This is a genomic window from Paenibacillus sp. FSL A5-0031, from assembly GCF_001956295.1.
Taxonomy (GTDB): Bacteria; Bacillota; Bacilli; order Paenibacillales; family Paenibacillaceae; genus Pristimantibacillus.
In genome coordinates, this window is record NZ_MRTD01000018.1 from 36,345 (window position 1) to 58,388 (window position 22,044).

Genomic DNA, 22,044 nt, shown 5'->3' on the forward strand with positions numbered 1-22,044 from the left:
AATTGAGGAGGAAGCTCTATGCGAAAAAGGCTTGTTAGTTCTACTCTTGCCATCGTATTGACCGTGACAAGCTTCACTTACTTGCCTGTTTCTTCTTACGCGGATCCTGCGAGCCCAGTGGCGAATCCAATCACAGATCCGGTGCCGCTTAAGTCTTGGTATACCAAAGCGGCAACGAACTGGGAATCCGAAGCGCTTCCGCTCGGGAATGGTTATATGGGAGCGATGGTTTTTGGAGGCGTCGATAAGGATCAAATTTTAATTAATGAAAAGACCCTTTGGTCTGGCGGCCCCGGCGCCAACCCCGATTATAACGGCGGGCATAAAGACACTGCTGAACAGAAGCATGCTCTTCTGCAGCAAGCGAGAACCGAACTACAGGATTTGATGACACAGTTTTCATCAGGAACCCCTGCTTATAAGGATGAGAATGGCAAAGTGATTGCCCGTGACTATAGGAACAGTGATTCGATTAAAAAATTAATTAATGGAGTGGAATCTACAGAGACGGGCGGACTGATCGGGACGAAGAAAAATTTTGGATCCTATCAGGAATTGGGCTCCATATGGCTGCAGGATGTAAAATCCCTAAGACCGACCATTACAAAGTTTTTTTCTGCCCAAGACAACACAAAAAACGCTGGTGAGAAGGTAGATAAATTATTCGATAATAATACGGATACCAAATATTTTGCCGATGGTCACCAAGGAGCCAAGGAGTATGTGATTGAATGGGAATATGATAAGAACATGACGACGAAGTCCTATTCCATTACAACGGGCAACGATTCTCAGCCGAGAGATCCGAAAAGCTGGACAATCTCAGCCTCCAATGATGGAGTGAGTTATTCGATAATCGATACTGTAAGCGATTTTGATCTGGCAGGACGGAAACAAACTAAGCAATTTGAATTAGACGTGCCCGGCTCGTACAAATTTTTTAAGCTGAACATCACTTCTTTGTATGGAACCAATCAAGCTCTGCAAATGTCGGAATTAAAAATCATTTTCGACGAAAGCACTCTTCCGCAGGATAATCATCCTACCAATTATAAGCGTGAGCTCGATTTTAACAACGCTGTTGCAAGTGTGTCCTACAATCAGGGCGGCGCAGGAATAAAAAGAGAATACCTTGTCAATTATCCCGATAATGTGATGGCGATACGTCTCAGCTCTACGGACGAAAGTAAATTCAATCAGTTCGTCAGCGTGACATCGGCACAGACTAGCAAGACGATCTCTTCACTAGGAGACACGATTACGATGACGGGCTGGCCAGCCGACCATAATAAGGCCAATGCGGCTAATGACTTTGACAACACGCTGCATTTTGCTATGCAAATGAAGGTAATTCCTACCGGCGGAACTATGGTTGCAGAAAATAATGGAATCTTAGTACAAGACGCAGATTCGATCTTAATTCTGATGACCTCTGGCACCAACTATCAGCAGTCCATGGACGATTCATTTGATTATTTTACAGGAGTGAATCCGCTCACCGCAGTTAGTGATAGACTGCAAGCAGCTGCACAGAAAGGCTATGACCAGCTATATGAGAGGCATGTCAACGATTACAAAAATTTATTTGACCGTGTTGATCTCAACTTGATGAATGCACCGTTCCCTAACAAGCCTACGGATGAGCTGTTAGCAGGATATGCAAGAACCAATCAGCCTTTGGAAGACCGATATTTGGAGCAGCTATACTATCAGTTTGGCAGATATCTATTAATTTCATCTTCAAGAGAAGGCTCTTTGCCTGCCAATTTGCAGGGTGTATGGGCTGCTGGAACTAATCCGCCGTGGAGTGCAGACTATCACGTCAATATTAACTTGCAAATGAATTACTGGCTTGCGGAGCAAACGAATCTATCAGAAACCCATGTTCCTCTGATCGAATATATTCAGAGCTTAGTGCCTAGAGGAAGAATTAGCGCTCAGCATGGCTATGTCACACCCGCAGGCGATCCGGTAAGAGGATGGACGACGCATCACGAGAATAATATTTGGGGCAATACCGCACCTGCGGTAAGCGGAGCATTTTTCTCACCTGAAGATGGAGCATGGCTTGCCCAGAATATATGGGAGCGCTATCAATTTACGATGGACGAAGCATTTCTTCGCGATAATTACAGCGTTATGCTGGAAGCCGCTTTGTTTTGGGTAGACAACCTGTGGGAGGACACGCGCGATGGCACATTAGTTGCGAACCCCTCTTACTCTCCAGAGCACGGTCCTTATTCTTTGGGTGCGACTGAGGTCCAAGCGGTCGTTTGGGGAATATTTGAGGAAGTTATTAAAGCTAGTGAAGTCTTGAACATGGATAGCAAGGAATTGGATGAAATTATGAAGGCACAGTCCAAACTTGCAGGTTCTAGAATTGGTCTTGGCGGGCAGTTCATGGAGTGGAAGGACGAAGTGAACATGGACCTTACAGGAGACAACGGCCACCGTCATACGAACCACCTGTATGGGCTTCACCCAGGTTCGCAAATTGTAGCAGGACGAAGCGAAGAAGAAGACAAATATGTTGATGCGATGAAAGTTACCTTGAATACTCGGGGAGATGGAGGTACGGGTTGGAGCAAAGCATGGAAGATTAACTTCTGGTCGCGTCTGCGTGACGGCGATCGCGCACAGAAGCTGGTTAAGGAGATATTATATGAATCTACGCTTAGCAACTTATTCGATACTCATCCGCCGTTTCAGATTGACGGCAACTTCGGTGCAACAGCTGGGATGACCGAGATGTTGCTGCAAAGCCAAGGAGGGGCGATTGAGTTATTGCCGGCGCTTCCTTCGAAATGGAGTACGGGCAGCGTGTCGGGTTTGAAAGCTAGAGGGAATGTAGAAATTGACATGGCATGGGATCAGGCCAGCCTCACATCAGCGGTTCTGAAGCCGGGTACGAACGGGCCGATCACGATCAAAGGGGCTAACATCAGCACGGCTACCGTCATGAATGGCAATACTCCAGTCGATTTTAGCATTATAGATGACAATACGATTGTTATCTCAGCTCAGCAGGGTGATACATATGTGATTAGTGGCATTCAAGATGCTGCAGCTTCGCATAATCCTTACGTCATCATGAATGCGGTCGATGCGGATATCCTTTACGGCAGAATAAACAAGAGCTCTACAGCGCTGCAAGAGGCAGCTGCCGGAGATTATGCCATGTTTAAAAATCTTCAATTCGGCAATGAAGGAGCAAACAAGGTTCACCTTCAGGTCAGCTCGAACAAGAAGGTCCCTGAGGATTTGGGCAACATTGAACTGAGGCTGGACAGCCCTACCTCCCCGGTCATTGCGAGCATACTTGCAGACAACACCGGTGACATGGGGATATACAAAACGTTATCCGCCAGCTTGCCTTATACCGTAAGCGGTACGCATGATCTGTATCTTTCTTTTACACGTCCTAGCAATCTGAAGTCTTTGCAATTTTTCACAAGCAAGGATAACGCCGCAATTGCGGGGATAAACATTTTGGGAAGTACATTGGTTGGCCTGCCAGCAACAGGAAGAACGGATGTGAGCTATACCGCATCGATTTCCTATAGTGACGGTTCGACCGAAACGGGCAGCAGCAACGTGAAATGGAGCTTAGGCGGAAACTATTCGGGAGTGAAGATCAGCAGCGATGGCAAACTGTCGGTTAAAGAAGGTGCAAGTACGCAGGATATCGTAGTTAGTGCCACATCTACTAAAGAGCCGCAATGGACGAAGCATCTTCCAGTACGACTAGTCTCTGGCACGATTCAGCCCCTCAAGCTCAGAGGGATTGATCGAAATGCGGAATCCGGCGGAAGCGGCTCTAACGGAAAGATGACTTTCAATAACGATTGGGTTCAATTCCTTGGTTCCAACGGCTGGTTGAAGTTCAACAAAGTAGATTTAAAGGATGGCATTCAAAATGTCATGATCGGATATGCTTCACCGTCTACCGCCACGAGAGAAATCCAAGTTCGCATCGCTGAACCGGATGTAGGGACTGTGAATGAAGCTGTGACAGTCGCGACGCTGAATATTAGTGGAACGACAGACGGTTGGGAGCAGCTTAAAGAGGTGTTTACTTCGGAAATTGAAATTGCGGAGACTAACGAGGTAAAAGACGTTTATTTGTTCTGGCCGCAAACCGGCTTTAACTTATCCTATGCCACTTTAAATGTATTGCAGGCGAATGACGACTCTACGGTTTACCGTGACATTTCGTTCGATGTCTCGCCCGCTGACGCTGTCATTACGGTGGAGGATTCCGAAGGATACTTGTACAGCTCGGCAGGCGATGGCAAATCCTTCCGATTGCCGGAAGGAGGAGCGTATACGTATACCGTGAGCAAGGTTGGCTTCATTTCGCAAAGCGCTGGCTTTAGCGTGGATACTGACCTAGTGCTGCCTATTGAGTTGGAGGCTAATCCCGTACAAGTGCAGCCGAGCTGGCCTGCGGGAAGCACGCTTACTGCATCTCATGTAGGCAGTACCGAGCTGACACTGACGTGGACACCGGCAGCTGGCGATAATGAAGTAGCGGGTTATCGAGTATATAATGGAACAGACCTCATGAGCACGGTAACAGGAAGCGTATATAGTTATTCCTTTAATGGGCTATCGCCGAGCACGACCTATACGTTTAAGGTCGAAGCAGGCGATGCAGACAATAACTGGAGCATAGATGGACCGGTCGCCGTAATTACAACGTTACCGGACGAAACAACGCCTAGTGATACAACTGCACCAGTATGGCCTGCAGGCAGCTCGCTCAAGGCAACAAACGTAGGCTCCAAAGAGGTCACACTAAACTGGACTAATGCAGAAGACAATGTTGCAGTGACAAGTTACAAAGTGTATAACGGAACGGAACTTTTGGCTACGTTGCAAGGAAATATTAATAGTTATGACGTGGCTGGATTATCTGCGAGCACGACCTATACGTTCAAGGTTGAAGCGGGCGATGCAGAGAATAACTGGAGTACTGACGGACCATCGACATCCGTAACCACTACCTCGGGTTCAGGAAGCGGTGGTGATAGTGGAAGCGGCGATGGAGGATCGGTGCCACCTCCAGTCACAACTAAACCGAATCATATCAAGGCTCCTGTACCTTCGATAGATTCATCGGGCACGGCAACGACCGTCATTGATTCGGAGACATTCCGTAAAGCAAGGGATGCTTCCAAGCAATTGTATATTGAGATCCCGAGCGTTAACGGCGCTAATGCCTATAATGTTACGGTTCCAATAGCAGCCTTTAAAGCAGGAGATTCGACTAGCACAGTCGAGATTACGACTCCAATCGGAACTGTCACGGTATCTGCAGCTATGCTCGGCACGATTGAAACGACTGGAGCGCATAACGTTTCGATTGTGATTACGAAAAAGGATGCAAGTGAACTGGATGCTGCTGATCAGGCCAATCTATCTACAAGACCAGTAATCGGAATTGACCTCAAGCTGGATGGTGTTACAAAGTCTTGGAGCAATCCAAGTGCACCGGTAACGGTATCGATTCCTTATACGCCTTCGCCAGCTGAATTGTCTGATCACGAACATATTGTTGTATGGGGTATTGATGAGACAGGCAAGGTCACCCCTGTACCAACAGGAAAGTACGACCCTGTCAAAGGTACTGTCACGTTTACCACAACGCTTTTCGGAGATTTTGCAATAGCTTACGTTAAGAAAAGCTTCACCGATATTGCCAACTTTGGATGGGCTAAGCAAGCGATTGAAGTCTTAGCATCTAAAGGGGTCATCAACGGTACATCGACTGACACATATACACCTGACGCACCAATTAAAAGAGCGGATTTCATTCTTCTTTTGGTCAATGCCTTAGGCTTAAGCGCGACAACAGAAGGGAACTTCTCTGATGTGAATCCAGTAGCTTATTATGCGGAAGCTGTAGCCGTAGCCAAGAAGATCGGCATAGCTACCGGCATGGGCGATGGAAAGTTTAATCCGGATGCGACGATTACAAGGCAGGATATGATGGTTCTTATCGAAAGGGCGATGGCATTCGCCAACAAGCCTTTGCTTGCAGGCACTTCTGCTGATGTGAATGCGTACTCCGATAAAGACAATATTGCAGATTATGCAGGACAAAGCATTGCTACCCTAGTCAAGAACGGAATCGTCAACGGAAGCGGCAATAACATCAATCCACTTGGATATGCATCAAGAGCCGAGACGGCGGTGCTGCTCTACAGAATTTACAACAAATAATGTTCGTGCTTCACCATGCACAAATAAAAAACACGCCAATAGAGGGCGTGTTTTTTATTTGTGAAATCACAAGAGCGCGTATGGTAAATTATGCCCACAGCAAAGTTAGGAAAAACCAATGATTGGGCTCATGCCTACTTAGTTACCATGAATCCTTTGCGCGCCAGTTGTCAAAACATCATGCGTGGTTAAATTCGCTGCATCTAGCGTTTCTTGGCAAATTTGCTGCGGAAGCCTGAGGGAGAGAGACCTTCTTTCTTGGAGAAACAGGTGGAATAATGCGAGATATGATGGAAGCCAACTTCATCTGCGATCTGGGCAATAGATTTGGAGGTTTGCAGCAGCAGCCGTTTGGACTGTTCGAGCCGGTAATATTGTAGATAGGTTATTGGGGTCATTCCGTACATTTTCAGCATCACCTTAGCCAGATAATTGGGGTGATAGTTCAACTTCTTTTGCAGCACCGAGTTCGTGATATCGCTGGCATAGTTCTGGCGGATGAACAGTTCGATCTGCTCGGCGAGCTGAATCGCGGTGGCGTTCGTGGGGGAAGCGAGCTCGCGATCCAAATGTTGCAAAAATAACTGGAAGGAAACTTGCCGCTTCCAGTTCCGAAGCGACTGCGGTTCATTCTCCTGCTGAAAGAAGGTCTCAAGCGCCTCCAACGCTTTCGTCGACAGCTTCATGTGCTTGGGAAGGAAGATGGAGCAGACATCGGCGTGATTGACATACGCTAGCTTTTTGTGTTCCTCGATCAGTTCCAGCTGGTTGCTCTGGCATTCGTTCATATCTCGGCACATCTGCCAGCTGCCGAACGTTTGAAAGTGAATCCAGATGATTTCCGTATCGGCTTTGCAGGGAGCGTTGCCGTAATGATGAGCATTCGGGAGAAGGATGAGTCCTTCTCCCTCATTGACTTCCCAGGTATGGTCATTTTCGGCAATGGGGAGAACCCCTTTGCGGACGACAATCAGATCGAATACATTGATACAATTTCGGTCGATATGGGTATCTCCTACCTCGTAATAGGCATAACCGCAATCCACGAAATAGGGAATCGGTGGTGAGATAAAATGAAGAATCGTAGAGTCCACACTGTTTCCTCCTAAGATTGGAATCGTGAATATCAAGGTAGAAAATATTGTTATTTTTATAATACTTCATAGTTGTCTTTTAAATAAAGAGTTTCCTGCTGATCATCTGGCATAAGTTCGATTGCCCGATATCGGGAAGTCGGCGGCGTAAGAACGAAGGTTGAAAATATTAAAAATCAGGTTGGAAAATGTTGTTTTTTTTCAAGGTACTTCATGTCACAATTCTATTAAAGCGCTTTCCTGAATCATGTCATCTTGCAACGGAAAAACACGACGGTTTGGTCAGGCGTAGAAAGGCTAAACGTTTCATTCAAACGATTAGCATTTAACATCATTTAATTGATGAAGGGAGAACGGGGCAATGAAAGTAGGAAAGAGACTTGGGGTAGGTCTAATCTTGGCTGCACTGACATTCAGTGCAGTAGGCTGTGGGAACAATGGTAACAAAGAGACAAATACAACACCATCGGCAGAAGAGGCTACAAGTAAACCGGAGAATTCGCCTTCCAAAACGGAGAAGGTCAAGATTACGTATTCGATGTGGGGTAGCGAAGAAGAAGGGAAAACCGTCCAGGCGGCGGCAGACAAGTTTAATGCTTTCCAAGACAAAATCGAAGTAAAAGTGGAAGCGATTCCTTGGGAAAACTACATGACAAAATTGAATACACAGGCAACGGCAGGCCAATTGCCGGATACGGGGATATTGAAGGAGGATGGCGTCATCCAGTGGTCCTCCGACGGCATGTTGAATGATGTGAGCTCCATGTACGATGGAAGCGACAGCAAGCCGCTCGATAGCTTGGCCTACAAATATCAAGGCAAAACGGTAGCCTATGCTGCTGCCAATGAAATCCTCCTCCTTTATTACAACAAAGACATGTTTGACAAAGCGAATGTGGCTTATCCACCATCCGCACTGGATAAAGCATGGACATGGGATGAATTCGTAGCTGCGGCCAAGAAGCTGACGGTTGACAAGAATGGCAAACATCCTGACGAGGATGGTTTTAAATCGCAGAGTATCGTTCAGTATGGCGCCTCTATTGAAAATCTACCGTGGCAGCTGGAAACCTGGGCGCTTAGCAATGGCGGCGGTTTCTATTCAAGTGACGGGAACGAAGTGAGAATCGGAGAAGATGCCAGTACGGAAGCGATTCAGAAAGTTGCTGATCTATACTTGAAAGATCATGTTGCCCCGTTGTCGGTTGGCCAGACCGATGATGGCATTCAGCGCACTATCATTGCAGGAACGGTTGCCATGGCCACAAATGGTGCGTGGAATGTAGGAACCAGCTTGAATACAGCCAAGGAGAAAGGTTTGAACTATGGCGTTGCCGTACTGCCATATATGAAGGAAAAGGTTACTTTAAACACGGGCGGCGCCAATGTCGTATTCTCCCAGACCAAGCATCCGAAAGAAGCGATGGAATGGCTCAAATGGTACAATTCCGAAGAAAACAACTGGGGGCTCATCTCATCAGGCATTTGGATGCCAACGCTCCAAAAGTGGTATACGGATGAAACTCTCACCCATAAATGGGTCGACAATCCGAACTTCCCTCCGTATGACGAATACAAGTCTGCGGTAGTCGATTATGCGCAATCCTCCGCTGCGAGACCTGCTTCATGGTTCTATACAAATCATACAACGGACTTTAACACCTTGCTCGGATCAACTCTGGGGGATGTTTGGACCGGAAAGACGACCGCGAAGGAAGCCATAACCAAAAATCTCGATGCTTTGAATGCGGCTCATACAGGCAATAAATAACGGATAAAAGGAATGACCGCCAATATATTGCAAGTGGCGGTCTTCCTTCAAACATGAGGTGGGGAGCGAGATATGGAACCGATTAACAAACCGCTGAAGCGTCGTTCTCGCTTTTACTCAAGCGAGGCAAGAGTTGCTTATATTTGCTTGATTCCGGCCTTCCTCGGACTGATCTTCCTGACCTACCTGCCTCTTCTGGGGGTGCTCGGAATCAGCATGACGAATTGGACAGGGTTAGCCAAACCCGAATTTGTTGGCCTCAATAATTATATCAAGCTGTTTACCACCGATCCGTACATTAAAGATTCGATTATCGCAACGATCTACTTCGCCGTATTATCCGTAGCCGGAAGCATGATTTATTCGTTTTTCATCGCGATGTTGTTGAATCGTAAAATTCCCGCAAGAGGTTTTTTCAGAGCCGTATTTTATGTGCCGTTCGTTTTGCCGGCTGCAGCTATATACGTAGGATGGTCTTGGCTTTACGAGGCGAATTTCGGTTTCTTCAACTTTCTCCTCTCCGAAATCGGGCTCAGCAAAATTCTCTTTATTGCGGATTCCAGATGGGTAGTTCCTTCGCTTTCTTTGATTGCGGTCTGGTTATCGGGGAACTTGATCGTTATTTTTTTGGCCGGGCTTCAGAACGTTCCGAGCGTCTATCATGAAGCGGCTGAGATGGATGGCGCAAGCGGATGGAAACGCTTCTGGCATATCACCTTGCCTTGCATGACGCCGATTATCTTTTACAACTTGTTGATGAGCCTGATCGCTAATCTCCAAGTCATAACGCCGGCCCTTTCTCTGACCAATGGCGGACCGGGCAATTCTTCAAGGTTCATGACTTATCTAATGTACGATCAGGCTTTCGTCAATTACAGGCTGGGTTATGCTTGCGCGACAACCTTTGTAATTTTCGCCATCCTTGCCGCGTTTACCGGTGTTTTGTTCAAGACATCAAATCTGTGGATCTTTTCTGAAGGAGGCGATGGCAATTGAGTGAAGCAGCGTACGTCAGACTAAAGAGCAAGAAACGCAGTGAACGAACGATAAACGTGATTATGTTTGTAGTCGTTGTTTTATTTGCCTTAATCGTGCTCTTTCCGATCTGGTGGATTTTTCGTACGTCTCTGATGACCAATCCCGAGATTTACAAATATCCGCCATCCCTATTGCCGGGAAATTGGTTGTTTTCCAATTATGAAGATACGCTGAAGGTTTTTAAATTTTGGAAATATCTAGGCAATACGATGATCATCATCGTTCCTTCCTGTTTGGCGGGAACGTTTACGGCCACCTTGTGCGGATATGCCTTTGCGAGGCTGCGGTTTCGGGGCAAACAGTTGATCTGGACTCTATGTGTCGGTTCAATGCTTTTGCCTACCATGGTTACGCTCATTCCGCTGTACATTGGATGGACGCGGGGTTTGGGGGTCCATGACAGCTATCTGCCATTGATTTTGCCATATTTTTGCGGAGGCGGCGCGTTTAATATCTTTTTAATTAGACAGTTTATTCTTTCCATACCGAGAGAACTCGACCAAGCGGCAACGATTGACGGAGCCGGATACTTCCGCATCTTGTTCAATATTATTATTCCAGCGATTAAGCCCGCCATGATCGTCGTCGCACTGTTTATTTTCATCGGCTTGTGGAACGATTTGCTCCAACAGATGATTTACATTAATTCGAGCGATAAATTCACCATAGCGTTGGGGCTCACCAATTTCAGAGGTCAATTGAAGCAAGATTGGTCGATGACGATGGCCGCCACGTGCTTATCCTTTGCTCCAGGTGTCATTTTCTACCTGATTGGTCAAAAGTATTTTGTAGAGGGAATCACGATGACCGGATTGAAAAATTAGTTCGGATCATTGTCGCTTTGTCCCATTGAAAGGAGAATTATCGAAATGAATGTGAGGCTTAATGACCAATTTTGGCAGCCCAGAGTTCGGCAAACTATCCAGGAAACGATTCCCTATCAATGGAAGGCGCTGAACGATGAAATCGAAGGCGCGGAGCCAAGTCACGCCGTAGAAAACTTCCGCATCTCGGCAGGAGAACAGACAGGAACTTTCTACGGAATGGTCTTTCAGGACAGTGATGTAGCCAAATGGATCGAAGCAGCCGCGTACAGCCTGCGGCACTTTCCGAATCCGCAGCTCGAAGCCGTCATCGATGCGGTTGTTGATCTGATGGGACGTGCCCAGCAGTCAGACGGCTATTTGAACACTTATTATTCAGTCGCTGCACCGGAAAAGCGCTGGAAGGATTTTTCATTCGGGCATGAGCTTTATTGCGCGGGCCATCTGATCGAGGCCGCGGTGGCTTATTACGAGTCCACGGGCAAGCGGTCTTTTGTGGATATGATGTGCCGTTACGCCGATTATATTGACCGGATTATGGGTCCGGATTCGGATAAAATGCAGGTGTACTGCGGGCATGAGGAGATTGAGCTCGCGCTCGTAAAGCTGTTCAAGGCAACGAAAGAACAAAGGTATTTGCATTTGAGCCGATACTTCGTAGAGGAGCGTGGAAAGCAGCCGAGTTTCCTGAAGGAGGAGCCTGAGTTCGGCGGACCATCCAAGGATCGCTGGTTCGATCTGGATTACCATCAGGCTCACACCCCCGTAAGAGAGCAGGAAACGGCAGAAGGACATTCTGTGCGTGCCATGTATTTGTATTCGGCTATGGCGGATCTCGCGATTGCATACGGAGATGAAACGCTGATTGAAGCGCTTCGCAAACTATGGGTTCATGTGACTTCCAAGCGGATGTATATAACGGGAGGGCTTGGCTCGCAAGGTCATGCCGAACGCTTTACGATTGATTACGATCTGCCTAACGACACGGCATACACTGAAACATGCGCATCCATCGGACTTGCCATGTGGGCATTTAGAATGCTCCAGATTGAAACTGACAGCCGATACGGGGATGTGCTGGAACGCGTTCTATTCAATGGGGTGCTGAGCGGGATGTCGCTAGATGGCAAACGTTATTTTTACGTCAATCCATTGGAGGTTCATCCTGCTGTAACTCAATACCGTTACGATATGCAGCACGTCAGAACCGAGCGCGTGCCATGGTTCGGCTGCGCTTGTTGTCCGCCTAATATTGCAAGGCTGCTGACGTCTTTGGACACTTACTTCTTTACGCAAAACGGTGCGGATATCGCTATGCATCTTTATGCTTCCAATGAGAGTACATTCGATGTTCAAGGAAGAAAGCTGGTATTGCATACGGAAACTCATTATCCATGGGACGGAAATATCCAGATCCGACTGCAAACGGATGAGCCGACCGACTGCACGCTTTCTTTCCGGATTCCTTCATGGTGCAGAGACCCTTACATCACGGTTAACGGGAACTTGATAGTGCTGGATACGATCGTCAAGAGTGGCTATGCGCATATCAGCAGAACGTGGATGGAAAAAGACGAAATCAAGCTGCATTTCCCAATGATCGTTGAGCGCATTGAGTCGAACCCCAAAGTGCACGAGAATGCAGGCAAAATCGCTTTGCAATACGGTCCGCTCGTTTATTGTATGGAGGAAGTGGACAACGGCCCGGACCTTACGGATATCTGCTTTCCCGAGGATTCTGAATTAACGGCAGTGTATAAGGAGGATGTTCTAGGCGGTATTGTCGTGTTAAACGGAGAGGGGCTGCGTTCAGATTTTTGTTGGGAAGATGACCTGTACAGGCCGGTCACGCGAAAGAAGAAGAGCGTCCCGATTTTGGCTGTGCCATACGCATTTTGGGGTAATCGGAAGCCGGGTGAAATGACGGTTTGGATTCGTGAAAAATAAAAAGGTCGAACGAATGCTTTTTGGATGAAGACTCTGCGCTTGAACTGATGACCTCTTGCATTCTCATAAATATTGTTAATCCGAAATGAGACTTCTGCTATGCAGAAGTCTTTTTTGTATGATAGTAGTAATCTGCTTGAGTTCCGTGTTGTGCAATACCCCTATCGTTTCGACCACTCGGAAGTAGTGGAAGGTGGATGATCGACAGAAGGTTGTCATTATGGTAACCTGCAATCATGACAAACTCGACTGAAAAGCCGGATGATTCGCTTGTCCGATTCTCATATGGATTATTCCTGAACGATATGGTTTCTATGAACTGCTCATCTACGGAGAAGGGACGGCAATGAATGAAAAGTATTTTTGATCGAAACTATACGAACGAGATTTTAGCACGAATCGATAAGTTAGAGGGTCATTCAGAACCACATTGGGGGCAGATGAATGCTGCTCAAATGCTCGCTCACTGCTCCGCATTCCAGGACATTGCCTCGGGCGTTTCTTTCCCAAAGAGAGGATGGCTTGGGATCGTGATTGGAGGCTTCGTGAAACCAATAATGTATAATGACAAGACATTACCTCGCAATATGTCAACAATCCCGACCATTAAATTTACAGATGAAAGAGAATTCGATAAAGAAAGAGAATTATTGAAACAAAAAACCGACTTATTTCAGCGAAATGGACCGGAGAGGTGCACGACTCATCCCCACCCCTTTTTCGGCAAGCTTACCTCCGAGCAGTGGGGCATCGGTATCTACAAGCACTTGGACCATCATTTAAAGCAGTTTGGCGTTTAGTTTTCTCTGTGTGATGTTAAGGTTAGGGGCATATTGCAAGAGGTCGGCGGCTTGATCCCGCTAGTCTCCATCAAACCATAAATTCAAACCACTTCTGCTGAAGTGGTTTATTTATTTGTGCCTAAGATTGGGCAGACCGCGCACACGAGTATACAGTGGAAAATAATTGTAACTTGTTTGAATCTTTTTAACTTATTAATTGAAATAATATAGGTTATCTGAATTAACGTGTAAGTTTGGATTCGCAGATATTTTATTTTTTTCATACAATTTCCCATAATTTTTTGGTAATTTGGCGATAATCATTTGTTAGACTAAGCACAGAAACATGAAGGAGATCACGCTATGTACACGATTTATCTTGTTGAGGATGATATGAACTTGAATCAGATTCTTGCTTATTACTTAAAACAGGAAGGCTGGCAGGTTAGCAGTTTTACGGACGGTGAGGAAGCAAGGCGGTCTATTCAGCAAAAACCGGATATGTGGATTCTTGATATTATGCTCCCTGGCATGGATGGCTATCAGCTGTTAACGGAAATCAAAAAGGACAATAACGATACACCGATAATCTTTATTTCTGCCAGAGATGCTGATCTGGATCGAATTGTTGGTCTTGAGCTTGGGAGCGATGATTATTTGGCCAAACCATTTCTGCCCCGTGAACTGGTCATTCGTACAAGGAAGCTGCTCAATCGCGTCTATGGTAATTTTCAAAAGGAACTGGCTCCGATTCAAAACATAGAAATCGAACCATATTTAATTGAAGGAAAAGCTCGAATCGTGAAGTGCGGCCTTGAAGGGAAAATAGATTTAACAAGCAAGGAGTTTGATTTGTTAATGTATTTCGCCCTTCACACAGGACAACTGATGCAGCGAGAGCAGGTTTTGAAGCAGGTTTGGGGAGACGACTACTACGGCACAGCGTGTTGTCGATGATCTCATTCGGCGCTTGCGCAAAAAAATGCCGGAGCTGCGGCTGGAAACGGTATATGGCTCGGGCTACAGACTGGTGAAGCTATGAAGCATTGGCCGATGGCAGTCAAAATTTGGGCTGTATTTGCAACAGTTATGTTATGTCTATTTTTAGCTGTATCGCTGCTAATGCCTTCTATGCTCAGAAGTTTTTTTACCGGGCAAATATATGGAATGATTAAAGATTCGCAAAAGCTATTCGCTGGATTCACGATAAGCGAGGAGAATGATACCTTATCCATCACCATCTCTACTCAAGATAACGAAGCGGCTTCACTCTTTCTAGTACCTATCATTAGAAGGCCAGTATTAGAAACGAGTCCTAGCTCGAATAGTCGAGATCAGGCGATGCCAGCACGTACTACAACAACATTCGTACCTAGAGGAGCAGATATTACACATTTGTTTTTTTATAAGGATCAGTTAATTCCTGTGGCAGCCAGTACAGAATTACCAGAATCTTTTGTTGAGAAGCTTAAGCAGGAGACGGCCAGCCAAACGAAACCAGTGGAGACTTATGAAGAAACAATTGGTGGACAGAGTATCTTATATATTATCCAAAAGCCGAAGGATAATAAATCAGGCTTCTTAGTCTCGTATACCTCAAACAACTATCGGAATGAGCAAATCGGGACATTGTTCCGAAATCTCAGCCTGCTGTTAATCGCTTTAATGCTTGTAAGCTGGCTTCCCTGTATGTGGCTTGCTCGTTATTTGTCCAAGCCGTTTTCCGTTATGGAAAAGCAAATTAACCGCATCTCGGAGCATGATTGGCATGAGCCCTTCGATTTGGATCGAAAGGATGAAATAGGGCGATTGGCCAAAGCTTTTGAGACGATGCGCCAGCGGCTCGTTCAACAGGATCAAGCGCAGCAATCTTATTTGCAAAATACTTCTCATGAATTAAAAACGCCTGTTATGGTCATCCATAGCTATGCTCATTCCATTAAGGATGGTTTTTATCCGAAGGGAACGATTGAAAATAGTATTGAAACGATTATCTCGGAAGCAGAGCGATTGGATAAACAGATCCACAGCTTGCTGAACTTGAACAGACTGCAGTACATCAGGTCCACTGCCCGCCAATCTGCAATGAAACCGATGGATATTAGGGCAGTACTGGAAGATGTTGTAGAGCGGCTGCGCTATCGGCGTCCAGAGCTGCATTGGTCCTTTGAAATGCCCAATTGGTTTATCACAGGGAACGAGGAACAATGGAAGGTGGTATTTGAAAATATAATCGACAACCAAATCCGTTATGCTTCCAGCGAAATTTTGATTTCAGCGGAGATTGACAACATAGCTCGGGCATTAACGGTTGAAATTTATAATGACGGTCCGCCTATGGAGGCTTCACTGCTTCAGGACGTATTTGATCCTTTCAAAATGGGACCACATGGCAGATTCGGGCTTGGTCTTGCGATCGTTAAGCAAATTTTAAATAACATTGGAGCACAAATCGAGATTGTTAATAAAAATAGCGGGGTCGCATTTAGGTTGACGCTGCCAGAGGAGGGCGGTGCCGATGTTGATGGGAAAGATCATCAATCTTAGACGCTCAGCTTTGAGAATGGTCCGATCGGATGGAACATATGCCGCCTTATTCCTGATCCCGAGCTTAGTGGGAGTGACTATTTTTTTCTTCCTGCCGTTTGGGATCGGGTTTTATTACTCGCTAGTGGATACACCGATAGATGGGAAAATTGTAGGGATTCGGAATTACATTGATCTTCTTGGCAACAATTCGTTTCGCAGAGCGATGTGGAACACGTTTTTGTTCACTGTTCTATGCGTGCCTATAAATATGCTGCTGTCGCTCATTCTCGCTTCTTTGTTAAATGGAAGGGTGTTCGGTCAACGATGGTTTCGAATTGCCTTTTTATCGCCGCTAGTCATTCCTGTGGCATCCATTGTGCTGATTTGGCAAATCTTTTTCGATATGAACGGGATTCTGAACAATTGGCTGGATGCATGGGGGATGGCGCCTAAGGATTGGATGGAGGGCGGCTCAGCACTCTACATCGCAATCATGATCTATGTCTGGAAAAATGTCGGCTACAACATGCTTTTGTTTCTCGCGGGTCTGCAAAACATCCCAATAGATCATTACGAAGCTGCGCGTATAGATGGCGCGGGAAGATGGCGGCAATGGCGATCTATTACGCTCGTTTACTTGACGCCTACGACTTTTTTCGTCTTTATTATGTCGATTATTAATTCGTTTAAGGTGTTTCGAGAAACGTATATGCTGGCTGGCCCATACCCGCATCCCAGCTTGTATATGCTCCAGCATTTTATGAACAACATGTTTCAACAGCTTGATTATCAGAAAATGACTTCGGCCGCTTTTTTGATGGCGACCGTTATCGTCATGCTCGTTTTGTTCCTGTTTATGGTGGAACGTCGCTTTAGTCGTTGGCTCTAGCAGCATGACAACTAGATTCGTGAAAGGAGAGTTATAGGGATGGAAATCATAAGGCGTTTGCAAGAGCGGAAAGCAAGTGTTGGAAGTGCGATTTACAAAAGCTTGCTAACGCTGATGCTGCTGATGCTTGTTCTGGTTATCGTTTTTCCCATCGTCATTACGGTCACCCATTCATTCATGTCTCCAAGCGAAATAAAAATAGAGCTCGCGCCGATTTTGGGACCTCAATCCGATGAGGAAGACCATTCTCTCGATGGGCTGCTGTCTGAAGGCCAGTATGTTCGCTTGCACTGGGTTCCGTTTCAAGTAACTTTGAATGCGTACTATGACATTTTATTAGGACAACCGCAATTTTTATTTCTTTTTTGGAACTCGATGAAGCTGACAATACCGATTGTTGCCGGGCAGCTTGTTGTTTCCCTCTTAGCTGGGTATGCATTCTCTCAGTTAAGGTTTCGCTTGAGAGAACCTTTGTTTTTCGCTTATATCGTTGTCATGCTGATGCCATTTCAGGTAACGCTTGTACCGAACTATATTATGGCGAATTGGATGGGACTACTAAATAGCGAGTTGTCGATTATTTTGCCTGGCATATTTAGCGCCTTTGGCGTGTTCTTGATGCGGCAGTTCATGCAGGCTGTTCCTTACAGCTACGTAGAAGCCGCTCGTATGGATGGCGCAGGCCACTTTACTATCTTGTTAACTATTGTGCTTCCGATGTGCCGCTCAGGGATGGCGGCACTGGCGGTACTGGCATTTATCGATAACTGGAACATGGTGGAGCAGCCGCTAATTTTTTTAAAGGATGCGATCAAGCAGCCGTTATCCGTTTATCTCAGTTATATCAATGAAGCGGATATTGGCATCGCCTTTACAGCATCGGTCTTATATATGCTTCCGGCGATTCTCCTCATGCTGTTTGCGGAGAAAGAGCTGGTTGAAGGAGTCCAGCTGTCAGGAATAAAAGGATAGAAAGGAGATCATAACGATGGCCGCAACTGCTGCAGAAGAAACCGTCACTCCCGGCAAATCAATGAGGAAAACAACGGGACGCCTAATCATTGCTTTTATTCTGATGATGCTGGTGCTGACGTTGATGTCGAATACATTGCTTCAATATTCTTTACCAAGGGTTACTGCTAAAATGCCGACATTTGGCGGATTGAATTTTAAGTTGAGTGGATCTGGAGCTGTTGAATCGGCAGAAACGGTCAAAATAAATGCCGTACAAACGTCATGGCCGGTAAAAGAGGTCAAGGTAGAGGTAGGAGATCAAATTAAAAAAGGACAAGTATTGATCGAGTTTGATACGAAGGCTGCTGAGGAAGCGGTCGCTAATGAACAGCTTAGCTATGATCAGCAGCAAATCAATTTGGAAAAACTGCAAATCAGCTACAAAGAGGCAATTCAAAGCGGTGATGAAAAGCTGCTTGGCAGCATCGCCCTTGATATAGAAAGCAGCAGATTAACGCTCAACGCACAAAAACGCAAAATAAATGATTTGCAGAAACAAATCACACAAAACGCACAGCTCGTTTCGACGGTGAACGGTAAGGTTGAAGAAGTGCTTGCGACTGTTGGGATGACCATTCCTTCAGGTACTGCGGCTTTTAACGTCATTCAGAAGTCAACAGGAGGATATGTCTTCAAAGCTGATGTATCCGAAGAACAAGCAAAGTATCTTAAGGTTGGTCAAGCTATCCATGTTACCATCCCAAGCTTAGATGATTCCGTAATTCAAGGGAAAATCAGCGCCATAAAAACTAAAAAATCAGAAAAATCAGACAACTCACAGCCTCCAACTGGAAAGAAGGAGATTAGCGTTGCTGTGAATGATAAACGACTTCAAGGAGGTGAGTATGGGGAATTTGAATGGAAGCAGGAGCCTGATAACGATGAAGATATGAGAGCACTTCTCATTCCTAATGCTGCCTTAAGAGAAAGCAATGAGGAGGGGAAGTTTGTATACTACATCGGTGAAAGGGAAGGTTCGCTCGGCAAGGAATACTTCATTCGCAAAACAAAGGTGGTTGTAAAAGAGGCTGACGATCAAAATGCTCAGATCAAAGATGGCCTCAATGGAAACGAGCGCATCGTCATATCCAGCAATAAACAGATCAAAGACGGTCAAAGAGTGTTGATTGCAGGTGGAGAGGAGTGAGAACGATACGCTTTGGTACATTTCTAGCGGCTATCGGCATCTTGCTGATGTGCTTCAGCAGCGGGTTCTCCGAAGCGGCAATCATGGTATGGAAGCAATCGGGCGGTTCCGTTGGTGCGAGTAGAATCATCATGCAGGTGAACTCAGTGCAAGGAAATGACGGAGCATCGGGTTTTTCGAATGCTGAGGCGAACAAGCTTATTGAAGCTTGGCAGCGAAAGGCTTCCTATAAAATGCAAGCAGAGGTACCTGTGCAGGCAGGGAAGCGCTCGGAAGCTGTTCAGATTGCGGGGATCGGCGGGGATTATACCGATTTTACAACGCTATGGCTATCGGAAGGCAGCATGATTACGAAGCGATCGATGTCTGAGGATTCTAATATTGTTGTATTAAGCGAAGGCTTGGCAGAACGGCTCTTTGGCTCTACTGACGTTGTTGGCATGGAGATTACGATACTGAATAAAAAATTTCAAATTATAGGTGTCTATCGGAAAGATAATCATTTGCTGGAATGGATGACAACCGGCACAAAGCCGGAGGTGCTTCTGCCAGCGGGCGTTTTGAGCGAACTGTTGCCAGAGCTGCGAGTGGGAACGATCGAGCTTCAAGCATCTGATGCAATATTGAGCGGTGAGCGAGATGTGCAAGTCGTGCTGCAGGCAAACAAATTACCGCTTGATGGCTATACCATCCAAATCGGAGATCACAAAATGCGGTTAATGGAACAATTGCCGCGTTTGCTTCCATCCTTGGCGGGCCTCTTGGTTATTGGATTAAGCTTGCTGCTGATGCGAAAGCTGCTGCTTCTTATCTTTTGGCGTTTCCGATCAGCTTTGCAAATGGGCTATGCAAGTGATGCTTGGAGACAGGAAAGTGGATTCATATGGACGCGGGCCATAGCTTGTATGGGTCTTGCCGTGATGGTGGTTATTTTATGGCCCTACACAAGGTACTCCTTCTATATTCCTTCTGAAATGATACCTGAGAGATGGATCGACTTGCATTTTTTTAAATCGAAGCTGTTTGAATTTTGGAGAGAAAAGCCTGTACTCGCTGAGCAAGCCTTTCAATTTCAGCTCATGGAGTCAAGACTTCGTTCATTTGTACCCTTGTTGACGGTGATGGGAATTCTGCTTGGATTGCCTTTGTTTCTTATGGGGATTCGCGAATGGCGGCTCGCCGGACTTTCGAAGCAAGGTCAAATGACTACACTTTTTTATTGCATGGCTACTAGTTACGCTTTTACGAATTTCACCTTAATACTTGCTGGAATGCCGCAGGTGGTTCAGCCCGGACTATGGATTACTATATTCGGATTTTGTATAATCGCTGCTATTTATAATAGCCCCAAACGAAAGGATGTTCGATATGAAACGTAACAGGATGGGTAAAAAAGGTCTTATTTTAACTCTTATTTCTTTCATGCTTGTAATCTCGGCATGCGGCTCTTCAAATAGTCCTTCAAATAAAGAGCAGGTAGCTACGGATAAACCAAATTCTAATGAGAAAAAAGTAATTACGCTTTCGGTTATAACGTCAACTCGTTTCCTAGAGATGGCCAAAGAGAAATTTGAAGCTGCGAATCCTAATATTAAAATTGAAATCAAGCCCTCTTATACCGTACCGGAATCCAGTGGGCGTACTTCACGTGGAGGGGTCGATCCCGTTGAGGTTGAGAAGTTTGTGACGACTGTAAATGCAGAGCTGATGAACGGCAATGCTTCTGATATTATTGCGGTTGACGCACTGGCTTATAACAAATATGCTGAAAAAGGTCTTCTGGCCAATTTAAACGATTTGATGGACAAAGCAGATGGCTTTAAACAGGATGACTATTATATGAATGTTTTAGACGCCTTAAAGTATAACGAAGGTTTATATGCCCTGCCTTATGGTGTAACGACGAGCATCTGGTTTGGCAATCAGGAACGGCTCGCTGGGGTAGATCTCGATCCGGCAAAAGCATGGACGTGGGATGAGTTCGAGGAGAAAATGAAAACTCTTGCAAATGACGGCACTAAAGATCCTGTCGTGCGTTATTTAAGCCCGGATAGGCTGCTCCTTGAAATGGTCAGCGAGGATTTGGACAAATATTTGGATGTCAACGAGAAGAAAGCCAAGTTTCAAGATCAAGCCTTTATCGATATGCTTAACCAAGCGAAGTCTTTTTACGATCAGAAAATCATTAACGAGCCAGAGCAGCCTACGGGTCAAGGCGTGGCGATAAGAATGGGAGAATCGATGGGACTCAAGGATGCACTTTCTCTGTCTGAAATCATGACCTATTCAAGTCTAAGCTTCGCATCGATGTTTTTTGACAAACCGCTGCTTTATCAAGCTCCTACAAGCGAACCAAAAGATGGAAAGTCGTTTGAGTCGAACAAGCTGCTTTCTATTAATAATAAGTCGGAGAATAAAACAGAGGCTTGGTCGTTCCTGCAATTTTTAATTTCGGAGGAGATGCAATCCTCGCCGGAGCTGGAAGGACTGCCTGTGAATAAAAAAGCAAGCCAAGCTCAAATTGATGCTTCGGCAGCAAACAAAGATATGAAAATGACCCCTGAATTTATTGAAGCGGCAAAGGAACTTCTTCCGCAGCTGAAGCGTTATAGTGGACTCGATCCAAAAATTAAGAAAATTTTAATCGATGAAACGGTACCATTCTTTAGCGGGCAAAAATCGGCTGAAACGGTTGCCAACACGATTCAAAACAAAGTAAGCCTCTATATGGAGGAGTAATAAGAAGGCTGGGCGCAGCTCCTTTTTGGAGCAGTTTCCAGCCTT

At 45.8% G+C, this 22,044-nt stretch carries 13 protein-coding genes and 1 pseudogene; 13 read left to right on the forward strand and 1 reads right to left on the reverse strand.

Annotated features, from left to right (window positions below):
* The first annotated feature begins 18 nt into the window (after positions 1–18).
* Positions 19–6,225 (forward strand): glycosyl hydrolase family 95 catalytic domain-containing protein, encoded by a 6,207-nt coding sequence (locus BK120_RS35535; protein ID WP_076270449.1) that lies wholly within the window; start codon positions 19–21, stop codon positions 6,223–6,225.
* A 203-nt stretch (positions 6,226–6,428) separates the two neighbouring features.
* Here BK120_RS35535 and BK120_RS26145 read toward each other — a convergent pair whose 3' ends face one another.
* Entirely contained in the window at positions 6,429–7,319 is an 891-nt protein-coding gene (locus tag BK120_RS26145; RefSeq protein WP_076270450.1) for an AraC family transcriptional regulator, read from the reverse strand.
* 361 nt (positions 7,320–7,680) lie between these two features.
* Between BK120_RS26145 and BK120_RS26150 the strand changes: the two genes are divergently transcribed.
* From BK120_RS26150 to BK120_RS26205, 12 genes and pseudogenes are all read left to right on the forward strand, one after another.
* Positions 7,681–9,090, forward strand: a complete 1,410-nt coding sequence (locus BK120_RS26150; RefSeq protein ID WP_076270451.1) for an ABC transporter substrate-binding protein — start codon at positions 7,681–7,683, stop codon at positions 9,088–9,090.
* A 72-nt stretch (positions 9,091–9,162) separates the two neighbouring features.
* A complete protein-coding gene (locus BK120_RS26155; RefSeq protein ID WP_076270452.1) occupies positions 9,163–10,086 on the forward strand; it encodes a carbohydrate ABC transporter permease in 924 nt (307 codons plus the stop codon).
* Positions 10,083–10,952 (forward strand): carbohydrate ABC transporter permease, encoded by an 870-nt coding sequence (locus tag BK120_RS26160; protein ID WP_076270453.1) that lies wholly within the window; start codon positions 10,083–10,085, stop codon positions 10,950–10,952. The genes BK120_RS26155 and BK120_RS26160 overlap by 4 nt, the downstream gene beginning before the upstream one ends.
* A 45-nt stretch (positions 10,953–10,997) precedes the next feature.
* On the forward strand, positions 10,998–12,899 hold the full coding sequence (locus BK120_RS26165) for a glycoside hydrolase family 127 protein (RefSeq protein WP_179089898.1): 1,902 nt from the start codon (positions 10,998–11,000) through the stop codon (positions 12,897–12,899).
* 350 nt (positions 12,900–13,249) lie between these two features.
* On the forward strand, positions 13,250–13,699 hold the full coding sequence (locus BK120_RS26170) for a DUF1569 domain-containing protein (RefSeq protein WP_076270454.1): 450 nt from the start codon (positions 13,250–13,252) through the stop codon (positions 13,697–13,699).
* 375 nt (positions 13,700–14,074) lie between these two features.
* Positions 14,075–14,723, forward strand: a pseudogene (locus tag BK120_RS26175) (response regulator transcription factor).
* Positions 14,724–14,734: 11 nt separating this feature from the next.
* Positions 14,735–16,228, forward strand: coding sequence for a HAMP domain-containing sensor histidine kinase (locus BK120_RS26180; RefSeq protein ID WP_179089899.1), 1,494 nt, complete (start codon positions 14,735–14,737; stop codon positions 16,226–16,228).
* Positions 16,200–17,099 carry a carbohydrate ABC transporter permease gene (locus BK120_RS26185; protein WP_083682475.1) on the forward strand — a complete coding sequence of 300 codons (900 nt, stop codon included), beginning with the start codon at positions 16,200–16,202 and terminating at the stop codon, positions 17,097–17,099. The genes BK120_RS26180 and BK120_RS26185 overlap by 29 nt, the downstream gene beginning before the upstream one ends.
* Positions 17,100–17,138: 39 nt before the next feature.
* Positions 17,139–18,071 carry a carbohydrate ABC transporter permease gene (locus BK120_RS26190; protein ID WP_083682476.1) on the forward strand — a complete coding sequence of 311 codons (933 nt, stop codon included), beginning with the start codon at positions 17,139–17,141 and terminating at the stop codon, positions 18,069–18,071.
* A gap of 16 nt (positions 18,072–18,087) precedes the next feature.
* On the forward strand, positions 18,088–19,260 hold the full coding sequence (locus tag BK120_RS26195; protein WP_076270456.1) for an efflux RND transporter periplasmic adaptor subunit: 1,173 nt from the start codon (positions 18,088–18,090) through the stop codon (positions 19,258–19,260).
* The gene (locus BK120_RS26200; protein WP_076270457.1) at positions 19,257–20,639 is read left to right on the forward strand and encodes an ABC transporter permease; all 1,383 of its coding nucleotides are present in this window, start codon (positions 19,257–19,259) and stop codon (positions 20,637–20,639) included. The genes BK120_RS26195 and BK120_RS26200 overlap by 4 nt, the downstream gene beginning before the upstream one ends.
* Positions 20,629–21,999: an ABC transporter substrate-binding protein gene (locus BK120_RS26205; RefSeq protein WP_076270458.1), complete on the forward strand. Its 1,371-nt coding sequence runs from the start codon at positions 20,629–20,631 to the stop codon at positions 21,997–21,999. The genes BK120_RS26200 and BK120_RS26205 overlap by 11 nt, the downstream gene beginning before the upstream one ends.
* The last annotated feature ends 45 nt before the right edge of the window (positions 22,000–22,044 follow it).

Coding starts and splice junctions, on each gene's coding strand:
- BK120_RS26185 (WP_083682475.1), top strand. CDS start 16,200: ATGTTGATGGGAAAGATCATCAATCTTAGACGCTCAGCTTTGAGAATG.
- BK120_RS26165 (WP_179089898.1), top strand. CDS start 10,998: ATGAATGTGAGGCTTAATGACCAATTTTGGCAGCCCAGAGTTCGGCAA.
- BK120_RS26150 (WP_076270451.1), top strand. CDS start 7,681: ATGAAAGTAGGAAAGAGACTTGGGGTAGGTCTAATCTTGGCTGCACTG.
- BK120_RS26170 (WP_076270454.1), top strand. CDS start 13,250: ATGAAAAGTATTTTTGATCGAAACTATACGAACGAGATTTTAGCACGA.
- BK120_RS26190 (WP_083682476.1), top strand. CDS start 17,139: ATGGAAATCATAAGGCGTTTGCAAGAGCGGAAAGCAAGTGTTGGAAGT.
- BK120_RS26180 (WP_179089899.1), top strand. CDS start 14,735: ATGGCAGTCAAAATTTGGGCTGTATTTGCAACAGTTATGTTATGTCTA.
- BK120_RS26205 (WP_076270458.1), top strand. CDS start 20,629: ATGAAACGTAACAGGATGGGTAAAAAAGGTCTTATTTTAACTCTTATT.
- BK120_RS26195 (WP_076270456.1), top strand. CDS start 18,088: ATGGCCGCAACTGCTGCAGAAGAAACCGTCACTCCCGGCAAATCAATG.
- BK120_RS26155 (WP_076270452.1), top strand. CDS start 9,163: ATGGAACCGATTAACAAACCGCTGAAGCGTCGTTCTCGCTTTTACTCA.
- BK120_RS35535 (WP_076270449.1), top strand. CDS start 19: ATGCGAAAAAGGCTTGTTAGTTCTACTCTTGCCATCGTATTGACCGTG.